12 protein-coding genes are annotated in these 12,193 nt (G+C 61.0%); 3 read left to right on the top strand and 9 right to left on the bottom strand.

The genetic code is table 11. From position 1 onward, the window contains the following. Positions 1-75: 75 nt before the first annotated feature. The 3 genes from ODQ19_RS26890 to ODQ19_RS26880 form a co-directional block, all read right to left on the bottom strand. A complete protein-coding gene (locus ODQ19_RS26890) occupies positions 76-969 on the bottom strand; it encodes an NAD-dependent epimerase/dehydratase family protein (RefSeq protein ID WP_330211713.1) in 894 nt (297 codons plus the stop codon). Positions 970-1,072: 103 nt separating this feature from the next. Next, positions 1,073-1,969 carry a LysR family transcriptional regulator gene (locus ODQ19_RS26885; protein WP_116666430.1) on the bottom strand — a complete coding sequence of 299 codons (897 nt, stop codon included), beginning with the start codon at positions 1,967-1,969 and terminating at the stop codon, positions 1,073-1,075. A gap of 42 nt (positions 1,970-2,011) precedes the next feature. Beyond that, positions 2,012-2,776, bottom strand: coding sequence for a sulfite exporter TauE/SafE family protein (locus ODQ19_RS26880; protein ID WP_330211712.1), 765 nt, complete (start codon positions 2,774-2,776; stop codon positions 2,012-2,014). Between the two features lie 184 nt (positions 2,777-2,960). On the opposite strand from ODQ19_RS26880, the gene ODQ19_RS26875 reads away from it, so the two are divergent. Beyond that, a complete protein-coding gene (locus ODQ19_RS26875) occupies positions 2,961-3,872 on the top strand; it encodes a LysR substrate-binding domain-containing protein (RefSeq protein WP_330211711.1) in 912 nt (303 codons plus the stop codon). Positions 3,873-3,885: 13 nt separating this feature from the next. Here ODQ19_RS26875 and ODQ19_RS26870 read toward each other — a convergent pair whose 3' ends face one another. Beyond that, entirely contained in the window at positions 3,886-5,313 is a 1,428-nt protein-coding gene (locus ODQ19_RS26870) for an amino acid permease (protein WP_330211710.1), read from the bottom strand. Positions 5,314-5,476: 163 nt separating this feature from the next. After that, on the bottom strand, positions 5,477-6,727 hold the full coding sequence (gene kynU, locus ODQ19_RS26865) for a kynureninase (protein WP_330211709.1): 1,251 nt from the start codon (positions 6,725-6,727) through the stop codon (positions 5,477-5,479). 144 nt (positions 6,728-6,871) lie between these two features. On the opposite strand from kynU, the gene ODQ19_RS26860 reads away from it, so the two are divergent. Next, entirely contained in the window at positions 6,872-7,345 is a 474-nt protein-coding gene (locus ODQ19_RS26860) for an Lrp/AsnC family transcriptional regulator (protein WP_003194103.1), read from the top strand. Between the two features lie 148 nt (positions 7,346-7,493). Here the strand turns inward: ODQ19_RS26860 and catA are convergent, their stop codons facing one another. From catA to ODQ19_RS26845, 3 genes are read right to left on the bottom strand one after another with little or no spacing between them, the layout of a single operon-like run. Next, a complete protein-coding gene (gene catA / locus ODQ19_RS26855; protein WP_330211708.1) occupies positions 7,494-8,423 on the bottom strand; it encodes a catechol 1,2-dioxygenase in 930 nt (309 codons plus the stop codon). Positions 8,424-8,462: 39 nt separating this feature from the next. After that, entirely contained in the window at positions 8,463-8,753 is a 291-nt protein-coding gene (gene catC / locus ODQ19_RS26850) for a muconolactone Delta-isomerase (protein WP_116666424.1), read from the bottom strand. A 12-nt stretch (positions 8,754-8,765) separates the two neighbouring features. After that, positions 8,766-9,893, bottom strand: a complete 1,128-nt coding sequence (locus tag ODQ19_RS26845) for a muconate cycloisomerase family protein (protein WP_330211707.1) — start codon at positions 9,891-9,893, stop codon at positions 8,766-8,768. A 114-nt stretch (positions 9,894-10,007) separates the two neighbouring features. Here ODQ19_RS26845 and ODQ19_RS26840 point away from each other — a divergent pair, with 114 nt between their 5' ends. Further along, entirely contained in the window at positions 10,008-10,883 is an 876-nt protein-coding gene (locus tag ODQ19_RS26840; protein WP_044274383.1) for a LysR family transcriptional regulator, read from the top strand. Between the two features lie 143 nt (positions 10,884-11,026). Here ODQ19_RS26840 and ODQ19_RS26835 read toward each other — a convergent pair whose 3' ends face one another. Next, the gene (locus ODQ19_RS26835; RefSeq protein ID WP_330211706.1) at positions 11,027-12,019 is read right to left on the bottom strand and encodes an AraC family transcriptional regulator; all 993 of its coding nucleotides are present in this window, start codon (positions 12,017-12,019) and stop codon (positions 11,027-11,029) included. Positions 12,020-12,193 lie beyond the last annotated feature (174 nt).

Genomic DNA, 12,193 nt, shown 5'->3' with positions numbered 1-12,193 from the left:
CTTTTCAGGTGTGAACCCTGTCAAAGGTGGGAGCTGGCTTGCCTGCGATGGCCGCACCACGGTGCTAAGCGAACATCACACCATCTCGTTGCGAATCCACTCCACCACCGACGTGCGCTTAGGCGCCCACCCCAACAGTTCACGGGCGTGTTTGCCGCGCACTCGGCTATTGGAGCCCAACCCGTAGTTGGCCATTTCATAGCCCCACTCGGCCTCAGCCTCGGCCAATGGCCAATCCTGTGGTTTGCCCAGGTTCAGCGCTTGGGCAATCGCCGTGGTCATGTCGATGAATGCTGCTTCGCTGCTTTCCACAAAATAGAAAGTCCCCGGAACGTTCTTGGTCAACGCCAGCAGATACAGGGCGACCACATCTTCAATATGCACGTTGGACCAGATGTTCTGCCCACTGCCCACATGGCGCACCACCCCGCTTTTGCGCGCCTGCTTGAGCAAGCGCGGCAATTGCACGCTGTCACGCTTCACGCCCAGGCTGTGGCCGTAGATCAGGGTGTTGCAGATCACCGCCGAATTCACGCCGTCATTGGCCGCCGCGAGGATCAGGTTGTCGATGGCCACGCGGGCAGCCTTGTCGACGGTCGGCTCAGGCAGATTGTCTTCCAAGTAGATGACTTCACTGGCCTTGCCGCCGGAAGCATCGCCCACGATGCTTGAACCGCTGGTGTGCAGGAATGGCTTGTTCGAGCCTTTCAAGGCCGCCAGCAAGGTTTCCACGGCGGCGCGGTGATCGCTGCTGGCGGCATTGATTACTGCATCGGCCTTGTGCGCCTGCTCGGTCAATACGGCTGCGTCATCGAGGGTGCCAATCACGGGCGTGATGCCCAAGGCGGTCATCTGCGCGGCTTGTTCGGCGCTGCGCACCAGGCCGGTGACGTGGTGGCCCGCCTTGACCAGGCCGGTAGCGATGGAACCGCCGATAAAACCTGCGGCGCCGGTAACGAATACATTCATGGAGGTTGCTCCTGACTGGGTAAGTGATGCGCCCAGTATCCAGCCCCCACTGCTGCCGAATAAGCCCGTACGGCCCAATTCACTCTTGCGTACAGATCACGAATCAGCGCGCATATCGCGCCAGCTTGGCCTGAATGAAGTCCAGGAAGCACTGGATGCGCAACGCCAATTGCGAGTTGCGGTAGAACACCGCGTGAATCGGCTGGCGATAGCCACTGTTGAACGCCTCCAGCAACGGCACCAGGCGCCCGGCTTCAAGGTCGTGCACCGTCATGAAGTTCGACAGGCAACCAATGCCCTGCCCTTGCAGCGCCAACTGCCGCAAGGTTTCACCACTGGAGGCGCTGACGCCGGGCTGGATCAGCCAGCGGTCACCTTCGCCATGGCGCAGCGGCCAGTGGTTGAGGCTTTCGGTGTGGGTAAAGCCCAGCAGTGTGTGGTCGGCCAGTTGGGCCACGGTTGTGGGAGTGCCGTATCGCTGGAGGTAATCGGGGCTGGCCAGGATATGCAGCGGCGTGCTGCCCAGAAAGCGCGCATGCAGGGTCGAGTCGGCCAGGGCGCCGATGCGAATGGCGATGTCCGTGCTTTGCTCCAGCAGATCAATGATCAAGTCATCGCTGTTGAGTTCCAGCTGAATATCCGGGTAGAGGCTGCGAAACTCGGCGATGTACGGCACGATCCCATGCAGCATGAACGGTACGGCGGCGTTGATACGCAGGCGCCCGGCCGGTTTCTTCTGGCGCGACGACAGGCGCTCTTCCAGCTCATCCATCTGCGCCAGGATCAGCTTGGCCTGCTCGAAGAAGTACTTGCCCTCTTCGGTCAGGTCCATGCGCCGCGTGGTGCGGTTGATCAAGGTGGTGTCGAGCTTGGCTTCCAGGCGCGACAAGGTGCGGCTGACCGCCGATGGCGTTTGCCCGACCTTTTCGGCGGCGGCGGAAATCGAGCCGCACTCGATCACGCTGACAAAAATCTGTAGCTCATCAGATCGGGCTTTCACGGGCAGTCCTTCATTGAGCGGCTGACAAATGCCCGGTCATTATTAACCAGCCAGCAACAAATGGCCTCCCAACAACGCCATGCCGGTGAAAAATCCACGTTTGAACCACACGGCACTGATGCGCCGGCGAACCACCTGGCCCAGCCACATCCCCAGCAAGGCCGGCACCAGCGCCAACATCGACGCCCCCATTTCACCGCCGCCCAGCACACCGCGCCAAGCCAGCCCGGCGGCAAGTGCCAATGTCGACACGGTGAACGACAGCCCCAGCGCCTGCACCAACTGATCACGGCTCAAGCCCAGCGCTTGCAGATACGGCACCGCAGGGATCACGAAGACACCGGTGGCCGAGGTAATGATGCCAGTGATCACACCACACAAGGGGCCCAGCCAGCGCTCGGTTCGGGGCGCGACCTTGAAGGTCGGCAGGAATAACCCGCTCAGCGCGTACACCAGTAAAGCCGCGCCCAGGGCACGCACCACCCAAGGCCCGCTGCCCATGCCCAGCCACAAGGTGCCCAGCCCGGTGCCGAGGAAAATCAGCAGCAGCATCGGCCACAGGCGTTTGAGCAAGGCACCCAAGTGCCCGCCAAAGGACAGTTGCCAGAGGTTGGTCACCGTCGAAGGAATGATCAGCAATGCCGCAGCCTGCGTTGGCAGCATAGCCAGGCCAAGCATGCCCATGGCCACGGTGGGCAGGCCAAGGCCGATCACGCCTTTGACCGTGCCGGCCAGCAGGAAGGTAGTGATGACCAACGCTGTCAGGGCGGGGCCGAGGTTTTGGTAGAACGCTAGGAAGGTATTCATGGCTGCATTCTGGTGCTTTTCGATAGCTTGTGAAATTCGCCATATACTGAGGCAGCCTCTTGTTTTGTGTGAGGCTGATGCCCCCCTTCGCGAGCAAGCCCGCTCCCACACTTGAAACGCATTCCAACTGTGGGAGCGGGCTTGCTCGCGAAGGGGCCCGCCCAGTCACCGGAAACCTGCAGCCATGCACTTTGACCTGATCGACCTGCGCCTCTATCTGCATATCCTCGACAGCGGCAACATCACCGCCGGTGCAGCCCGCAGCCATTTATCCCTGGCTGCCGCCAGCGCCCGCATCCGAGCGATGGAGTCGTCACTGGGCATTGCGTTTCTCGACCGTGGCCGCCGTGGCGTGACCCCAACACCCGCGGGCAAAGCCCTGGCCCGGCATGCTCGCCTGCTGTTGCAACAGGCCGACCACCTGCAACAGGACCTGGCCGAATACGCCAATGGCGTCAAAGGCCAGGTACGCCTGCTGTGCAACACCACCGCCCTCAGCGAATACCTGCCGGAGCTGCTCGCGCAGTTTTTGCGCGAACACCCCAACCTCGATATCGACCTGCAAGAGCTGCCCAGCCTGCGCATCACCCACGCGTTGCGCCAGGGTACGGCGGACCTGGGGATTATTTCCGATGCAGTGGACACCCACGGCTTGCAGACCCTGGCGTTTCGCGACGACCCGCTGGTGCTGATCATGCCCCTGGACCATCCGTTGACCAGCGCGAGTTTTATCGAGAGCTTGCAATACGACTACGTGGGCCTGGCGGCCAACAGCGCGTTGGCGGTTTACCTGGAAGAACAGGCACTGCACGCTGGCTTTCGCTTGCAGACGCGCATTCGCGCCGACGGTTTTGATGGGGTGATTCGCATGGTCGCCGGCGGTGCGGGCCTGGGCATCGTGCCTCAGGCCGCCTTGGAGCGCTGGCCGTCAGAACGTCGTTTCAAGGCCCACCCCCTGCAAGAAGAATGGGCCTGCCGCAAACTGCTGTTATGCGCACGCTCGTTTGAGCAATTGCCCGGTTACGCCAGCACCTTACTCGCTGCGCTCGCCGCCCCCTGTAGGAGCGAGCTTGAACGCGAAGATCGCCAACCATAACGCGCTATCAGGTTTAACGCGGGGCTCTCGGGTTTTTCGCGAGCAAGCTCGCTCCTACAGAGGATGTGCGTTTGTGAAAGAAGGTGTAGTAAACCGCCGACAAGATCACCAGGAACGGCACGCCAAACACCAGCGTCATCTTGAATGCGTCGGTGAAATAGGTGGTGATCATCACCGCTGCCATCAGCACCAGCCCCAGCAATGTGCTGTAGGGAAACAGGCGCAACTGGAACGACAACTTCGCCCCGCCATGACGCTTGCGATAGCGGCGGAAAAACAGGTGCGTGAGGAAGATCATGAACCAGGTGAAGATCGCGCCAAACATCGAGATCGCCATCATCAGGGTGAACGAGCTTTCCGGGTACACCACGTTGAGCAACGTCGCCAGGGCAATGCCCGAGCTGGACAGCAGCAATGCGTTGAGCGGGATGCCGTTCTTGCTCAACGCGCCCATGGACTTGGGCGCAAAACCTGCGCGCGACAGGCTGAACATCATGCGCGTGGTGATGTAGAGCTGACTGTTCATGGCCGACAGCGCCGCGATCAGGATCACGAAATTCATCACCCCGGTGGCACCGGTGATGCCGATGGTCTGCATCACCGTGACAAACGGGCTCTGGGCCTGGCCCGCCTGGTTCCAGGGCACGATGGCGAGCATCAGCGCCAGGGTCAGCAGGTAGAACACCACCAACCGCACGATGGTGGCGCGAAAGGCTTTCTTCACCGCCTGCTCCGGGTCGGCGGCTTCACCGGCGGCCACGGCGATCATCTCGACACTGAGGTAGCTGAAGATCGACACGATCACCGCGATCCACATGCCACTCAAGCCATGGGGGAAAAAGCCGTCGTGGGCCGTGTAGTTCTGCACCCCGTAGGCAGGGTTGCCGGAGCCGAACACCACATACACCGCCAGGATGATGAAACCGACAATCGCGCTGATCTTGATCGTCGAGAACCAGTACTCGAAGTTGCCGAAGGTCTTCACGCTGATCGCATTGAGCACAATCAACACACTGGAAAACGACACGATCCACACCCACTCCGGCACGTTGGCGAACCAGTACTTCATGTACATCGCCACCGCCGTGACCTCGGCCCCCACCGCCAGCACAATCGCCGCCCAGTAGGCATAACGCACCAGGAACCCGGCCAACGGGCTGATGTAGAACTCGGCATAGGCGCCAAAGGAGCCGGAGGTGGAATGGGCCACCGTCATCTCCGCCAGGCAGCCCATCAGCAGCAAGGTAATCAACGCGCCGATGGCGTAGCTCACCAGCACGCTCGGCCCGGCATAGCCAATGGCATAGGCGCTGCCCATGAACAGCCCGGTGCCGATGGCGCCACCGATGGCGATCATGCTCATCTGGCCGGAAGTGAGCTGGCGCCTCAGGCCCAGTTCACGGTGGGTAATTTCTGCAAAGCCGTTGTCTGGCGTGGTCACTGGTGTGCCCCTTTATTATTGTGATTGCACTGCTTTCTGGTTGAAACACTGTCCCCTGTGGGAGCGGGCTTGCTCGCGAATGCGGTGTATCAGTCAACATGGATGTTGGATGTCAGGCCGCATTCGCGAGCAAGCCCGCTCCCACATTTTGATCCGAGTTGTATCAGGTAACGCTGTTTCGGACTTTGTATTGCGGCTGGTCCCACGTGGCGTTGTCGAGAATTTCACCAAGGATTTCCACGGCGTCCCACACTTCGGTAAAGCTTGTGTACAGCGGCGTGAAACCAAAGCGCATGATCCGCGGCTCACGGTAATCGCCGATCACGCCTCGGGCGATCAGGGCCTGGATTACCGCGTAACCTTCAGGGTGTTCAAAGCTCACATGGCTGCCGCGCCTGGCGTGCTCACGCGGCGTGATCAGTTCCAGGCCATGGGCGGCGCAGCGGCTTTCGACCAACGCGATAAACAGGTCGGTCAACGCCAGGGATTTGCGGCGCAGGCTGGCCATGTCGGTCTGGGCGAAAATGTCCAGGCCGCATTCCACCATGGCCAACGAAGTGATCGGCTGGGTACCGCACAGGTAGCGGGCAATGCCAGCGCTGGGGGCGTAAGTCGACTCCATGGCGAACTGCCGGGTATGCCCGAACCAGCCGGACAACGGCTGGCGCACCACATCCACCAACGCCGGGTTGACCCACACAAACGCCTGGGAGCCCGGGCCGCCGTTGAGGTATTTGTAGGTGCAGCCAATCGCATAATCCGCATTGGCCTGGTGCAGGTCGACAGGCACCGCGCCCGCCGAATGCGCCAGGTCCCAGATGCTCAGCGCGCCGCACTCGTGGCTCAGAGTGGTGAGCGCTTGCATGTCGTACATGTAGCCAGTCTTGTAGTTGACGTGGGTGAGCATCACCACCGCCACGTCCGCGTCGATGGCCTGGGGCAGTTCGGCCGGGCTGTTCACCAGGCGCAGGGAATAGCCTTGTTGCAGCAATTCGGCCAAGCCTTCGGCGATGTACAAATCGGTGGGAAAGTTGCTCGCTTCGCTGACGATGACCTTGCGCGCAGGTGTACGTTGGCGCTGCACACTCAAGGCGGCGCTGAGCACTTTGAACAGGTTGATCGAGGTGGTATCGGTGATCACCACCTCGCCGTCACGCGCACCAATCAATGGCGCCAGGCGATTGCCCAGGCGCTGGGACAAGTCCGCCCAACCGGCGCTGTTCCAGCTACGAATCAAGCCATTGCCCCACTCCTCGGCGATCACCTGTTGTGCCCGCTCCAGCGCCGCCACGGGGCGAGCGCCGAGGGAGTTGCCATCGAGGTAGATCACGCCCTCTGGCAAGGCGAATTGGGCACGCAGGGGGGCCAAAGGGTCCTGGGAATCGAGGGTTTGACAATGGCTTCGAGTGGTCATGGGTCGTCCTGATTTTTATAAGTAAGGATGGACCAAATAATGAACGAACTTTTAGAGAATTTTCGTGCAAAGTGCTGGGTAAACGGCTATTTAAGCTGTAGGAAATTCGAATTTAATCTCAAAATACGCGGATATCTTCCAAGCATGATTCTCGACGCTACCGACCTGCGCCTCCTGCATTTTTTGCAACAGGATGGCCGTATCAGCAACCAGGAACTGGCGGAAAAAGTCGCGTTGTCGCCGTCCGCATGCCTGCGCCGTTTGCGCCTGCTGGAGAGCGAGGGAATCATCAGCGGCTACCGCGCGGTATTGAACGCCGAGCAGTTGGGGATCGAGCTGGAAGCCATCGTGCACCTGTCGTTGCGCCAGGATGTGGAGGACTGGCATGAGACGTTTATCAAGAAAGTGCAAGGCTGGCCGGAGGTGGCGAGCGCCTATGTGATCACCGGCGCCAGCAACTATGTGCTGCGGGTGCAAGCCCGCAACCTCAAGCACTTTTCGGACTTTATCGTGAACCACCTGAACCGCACGGCGGGGGTGATGGATATCCGTTCGGAGATTGTGCTGCAGAAGATCAAGGACCGGGATGAGGTGTTGGATCTGGTCCTACGCAAATAACACACACCCCAAAACCAATGTGGGAGCTGGCTTGCTGTGGCGAGGGAGCTTGCTCCCGCTGGGGTGCGCAGCGCCCCCAAAAGCCGGCTCCAGCTTCGCTGTCGAGCGGGAGCAAGCTCCCTCGCCACAGCAAGCCAGCTCCCACAGATCAGTCCTCGAGGGCGCGTACGCGTTGCATGCGTTTCTGCTCTACCGGCGCGGCGGCAGGCTGCAACTCAAAGTCAAAATCAATCTGCGCAAACCGCCCTTGCACGCCAAACTCCCGCGCCAGTTGCGGATCGTCACTGAAACGAATCTCGGCAATCAGCTCATCCCGGGTGGCGTAGGCAAAGTCATCATGCAGGTACGGGTCATCCGACAGGTTGATCTGCGTGGTCAGATGCCGGTGCCCAGACGCCGAGATGAAGAAGTGGATATGCGCCGGCCGCTGCCCGTGGCGCCCCAACTGGTCGAGCAACTGTTGCGTCGGCCCGGTCGGCGGGCAGCCGTAGCCCGAAGGCACGATGCTGCGAAAACGGTAGTTGCCCTGGGCGTCGGTCTCGATGCGCCGGCGCAGGTTGAACTCAGACTGCGTCGGGTCGAACCACGAATAAGTGCCGCCCGTATTAGCCTGCCACACATCGACAATCGCCCCTGCCAACGGCTTGCCCTCGGTATCACGCACTTGCCCGCGCATGAACAACGGCACCGCGTCGTCATTGCCATCATCCAGCCGTGCCTCGTACTTGGACAGCGGCGCACCGGCCACATACAACGGGCCTTCGATGGTGCGCGGCGTGCCGCCCGACTTGCCGGCCTCCTCGTCGGCGGCGTCCATCAACAGGTCCAGGTAATGCTCCAGGCCCAAGCCGGCGGCAAGCAGGCCGGCCTCTTGGTTTTTGCCCAGCTCATTGAGGTAGTTGACCGCCTTCCAGAACTCTTCCGGGGTCACTTCCAGGTCTTCGATGATGTTTACGGTGTCGCGCAGGATCCGGTAAATCAGCGCCTTGGTGCGTGGGTTGCCCGCGTCATTGAGGTTACCGCTGACTTCTTCGAGAAACTGTTGGGCGTGGGCAGTCTGGGACAGGCGGATGGACATGGTGCATTCCTCATCTTGTAGTTATAGGTGCAAGCCGGCTCAGCGGTCGTCCGCATGGACCGACGACGGATGCCGGCACAACGCATTCACTTCGATGGCCATGTAGGGGAACAACGGCAATTGCATCAGCAGGTCGTGCAGGTCCTGCACGCTGTCGACATCGAACACGCTGTAGTTGGCGTAATGCCCGGCGATGCGCCACAGGTGGCGCCATTTGCCCTCTTGTTGCAGGCGCTGCGCCAAGGCTTTCTCCTCGGCCTTGAGGCTCGCGGCGCGCTCGGGGTGCATGTCGAGGGGCAGGTTCACGGTCATTTTTACGTGGAACAACATGGCAGAGGCCTCTTAGTGTTTGTCACGGCGAAAGAACGCCAGGCGCTCTTCATCGAGCGTCAGGCCCAGGCCCGGCGCAGTGGACACATGCAGCTGGAAATCGCGGTACACCGGTGGTTCGACAAGAATGTCTTCAGTTAGCAACAGCGGGCCGAACAGTTCGGTGCCCCACGCCAGGGTGTTCAGCGTGAGAAAGGCATGGGCCGAGGCCAGGGTGCCAATGCCCCCTTCAAGCATGGTGCCGCCGTACAGGCCGATGCCAGCCGCTTCGGCAATCGCCGCCGTGCGCAATACAGCGCGAGGGCCGCCGTTCTTGGCGATCTTGAGGGCGAACACCGTGGCCGCGCCTTCACGGGCCAGGTTGAAGGCGTCTTCCACACATTCGATAGATTCATCGGCCATGATCGGCACCGGGCTCGACAGGTTGAGCCGGGCCATGCCGCCACGGTTATTGCGTGAGATCGGTTGTTCGATCAGGTCGATACCGTGGTCGCCGAGTACCGTGCATGCCCGCAGGGCCACGGCTTCATCCCAGGCCTGGTTGACGTCGACGCGCACACTGGCGCGCTCGCCCAGGGCTTTTTTGATCGCGATCACATGGGCCAGGTCGCGGTTGACCTCCCCCGCGCCGATCTTCAATTTGAAGAGGCGGTGACGGCGCAGGTCGAGCATTTTCTCGGCCTCGTTGATGTCTTGTTCGGTATTACCGCTGGCCAGCGTCCACGCCACCGGCAACGCGTCCCGCACACGCCCGCCAAGCAGCTCACTGACCGGCAGCCCGAGGCGTTTGCCGAGGGCGTCGAGCAAGGCGCTTTCGATACCGGACTTGGCAAAGGTGTTGCCGCGAATACTGCGCTCCAGGCGCAACATCGCCGCGTTGACGTTACTCGCGTCCTGGCCGATCAGCAGCGGCGCGAAGTGACAGTCGATGTTGACCTTGATGCTGTCGGGGCTCTCGTTGCCGTAGCTCAGGCCGCCGATGGTGGTGGCTTCACCGATGCCTTCGATGCCGTCGGTGCAGCGTAGGCGGATGATGACGAGGGTCTGGTTTTGCATCGTGTGCATCGCCAGCTTGTGCGGGCGAAGGGTGGGCAGGTCGACGATGACAGTTTCAATCGACTCGATGGCGCAAATCGGCATGGCAATACCCGTTGGGTTCTTTATAGATTTGCGTCGATTCTGTTCCGCATTTTTTCGGGCTTCCAATATAGAATTGGTCTGATGCAATACCCTTAAGGTATGAAAGGAGTCGATATGGAACTGCGTCACTTGCGCTATTTCCAGGTGCTGGGCGAGACCCTCAACTTCACCCGAGCGGCCGAACGCTTGCATATCGCCCAGCCGCCTTTGAGCCGGCAGATCCAGCAACTGGAGGACGAACTCGGGGTGGTGCTGCTGGAACGCAGCCGCCCCTTGCGGCTGACCGAGGCCGGACGGTTTTTCTATGAGCATGCCAATGTGCTGCTCGAACAACTGGGCAAGGTCTGCGACAACACCCGACGCATCGGCCAAGGCGAGAAAACCTGGCTGGGCATTGGCTTTGCACCGTCGACCTTGTACGGCGTGCTGCCGGAATTGATTCGACGCCTGCGCACTCACGAGGCCCTGGAGCTGGAGTTGGGCTTGTCGGAAATGACCACCTTGCAGCAGGTCGAAGCGCTCAAGGCTGGCCGCATTGACGTGGGCTTCGGGCGCATTCGCATTGACGACCCGGCCATCGTCCAGCGCGTACTGGTGGAGGATCGTCTGGTGGCCGTGCTGCCCAGCGGTCACCCGTTGCTGGGCGCCCCGGCCACCCTCGCCCAGTTGGCCGCCGAACCCTTTGTGCTCTACCCCGGCAACCCGCGCCCCAGTTATGCCGACCATGTGATCGCACTGTTCGACGCCCATGGCTTGAGCGTGAAGGTGGCGCAATGGACCAACGAATTGCAGACCGCGATTGGCCTGGTCGGCGCAGGCATGGGGGTGACGCTGGTGCCAGCGTCGGTGCAGGTGCTGCATCGGGCGGATATTGGCTATACGCCAGTGGTGGAGGCGACGGCGAGTTCGCCGATCATCCTCAGCCGGCGGGTGAATGATCAGTCGCCGGGGCTGACTCATTGCCTGCAACTGGTTGAAGAGTTGATCTGAGATTTTCCCAAACACCACAATTCCCTTGTAGGAGCGAGCTTGCTCGCGAAAAACTCACAGGCGCCGCGTTCATCCAGCAAGCACGCGTTATCGTTGACGTTTTTCGCGAGCAAGCTCGCTCCTACATTTGATCTTCATTGGTTTCAGAGGCTGCGCAGGCGCTTGCGTTGCAATGTCTGGCTGGGCGACTCATCGAACAGCTTGCGGTACTCCGCCGAAAACCGCCCCAGGTGCGTAAACCCCCAACCCAGGGCAATTTCAGAGATGGTGCGGATCGAGCCCTGCTCCAGAATCTCTTGGCGCACCGCCCCCAACCGATGCTTCTTCAAATACGCCATGGGCGACAGTGCGAAGTACTTGCGAAACGCATCGAACAGTTTGAACCGCGACACGCCCGCCGCCGCTTCCAGGTCTTCCAGGTGCAGCGCTTCACGGGCGTTGTCGTGGATGAATTGCCGCGCGCGGATCAGGTAGTGCGGCAGTTTCACCCCCAGCACGTCGCGCAGTTCTTCGGAGTAGTTATTCGGTTGGGCCAGGATCAGGCCCTTGATCAGCGAGCTTTCCAGGTCGCGAGTAAACGCCGCCTGCTCGTACAGTTCGCTGCTGCGCTCCAGTTCGGCGATGAAATAACGCGCCATGCGCCACCACGAAGCCGGTGCTCCGTCCACAGCATCCATCACCGACTCAAAGCGCAGCGGCGCATCGATGGGCCGTTGCAGCAAACCTTCCAGCGACTCGCTCATCGCCGCGCGGGTGATCACCACCTGCAACTTGCGGCAGTCACCGGAAATCGCCAGCACCTGATGCTCGTTGGGCGAAATGATCACGCCTTGGTCGCGGTTGGAACTGAGGCGCTCACCGTTCTTGCTCAGTTCCTGCACGCCCACCAGCGGCAGGCTCAAGCTGTAGCTGCTGAAGTGCTCGGCGTCCTCGATGTCGATGGTCACATCGGTGCCGTACTCGATCACGCCCAGGGTGGTGGCGCGGGATTTGAACACGTTGGCGCTGTGGTGAAAGCGCAGGCGTTCGGGGGTGGCCGTCGCCAGGCGATGGGGCCCGCAGATGCCGGACATCCAGCTGCGCGCGCCTTCCAGGTCGAAGCGTTGAATATGAATATCGCGTGTCTGGCTACTCATCAGGGTGCACCCACGGCGGTTAGGCATTTGCGCGCTCTGGCGGCGCGTCGTTGAACCTCGACAGCAAGTTCCAGGCCACGCCAGCAGCATGGCCACTGGGTGGATAATAACGGTCGACTATGTGGATAAATCCCAGGGTTTTACGACCATCGCCCACCATCACAGTAGCCCATG

Source organism: Pseudomonas sp. AM4(2022), from assembly GCF_036346515.1.
GTDB lineage: Bacteria > Pseudomonadota > Gammaproteobacteria > Pseudomonadales > Pseudomonadaceae > Aquipseudomonas > Aquipseudomonas paracarnis.
The sequence above is the reverse complement of the archived record's forward strand: the minus strand, read 5'-3'. Positions and strand labels throughout refer to the sequence as shown.

Bases quoted from the DNA above. Each gene is read 5' to 3' on its own strand.
- catC (WP_116666424.1), bottom strand. From the start codon at position 8,753: ATGTTGTTCCACGTAAAAATGACCGTGAACCTGCCCCTCGACATGCAC.
- ODQ19_RS26890 (WP_330211713.1), bottom strand. From the start codon at position 969: ATGAATGTATTCGTTACCGGCGCCGCAGGTTTTATCGGCGGTTCCATC.
- kynU (WP_330211709.1), bottom strand. From the start codon at position 6,727: ATGACCACTCGAAGCCATTGTCAAACCCTCGATTCCCAGGACCCTTTG.
- ODQ19_RS26875 (WP_330211711.1), top strand. From the start codon at position 2,961: ATGCACTTTGACCTGATCGACCTGCGCCTCTATCTGCATATCCTCGAC.
- ODQ19_RS26835 (WP_330211706.1), bottom strand. From the start codon at position 12,019: ATGAGTAGCCAGACACGCGATATTCATATTCAACGCTTCGACCTGGAA.
- ODQ19_RS26860 (WP_003194103.1), top strand. From the start codon at position 6,872: ATGATTCTCGACGCTACCGACCTGCGCCTCCTGCATTTTTTGCAACAG.
- ODQ19_RS26840 (WP_044274383.1), top strand. From the start codon at position 10,008: ATGGAACTGCGTCACTTGCGCTATTTCCAGGTGCTGGGCGAGACCCTC.
- ODQ19_RS26880 (WP_330211712.1), bottom strand. From the start codon at position 2,776: ATGAATACCTTCCTAGCGTTCTACCAAAACCTCGGCCCCGCCCTGACA.
- ODQ19_RS26845 (WP_330211707.1), bottom strand. From the start codon at position 9,893: ATGCCGATTTGCGCCATCGAGTCGATTGAAACTGTCATCGTCGACCTG.
- catA (WP_330211708.1), bottom strand. From the start codon at position 8,423: ATGTCCATCCGCCTGTCCCAGACTGCCCACGCCCAACAGTTTCTCGAA.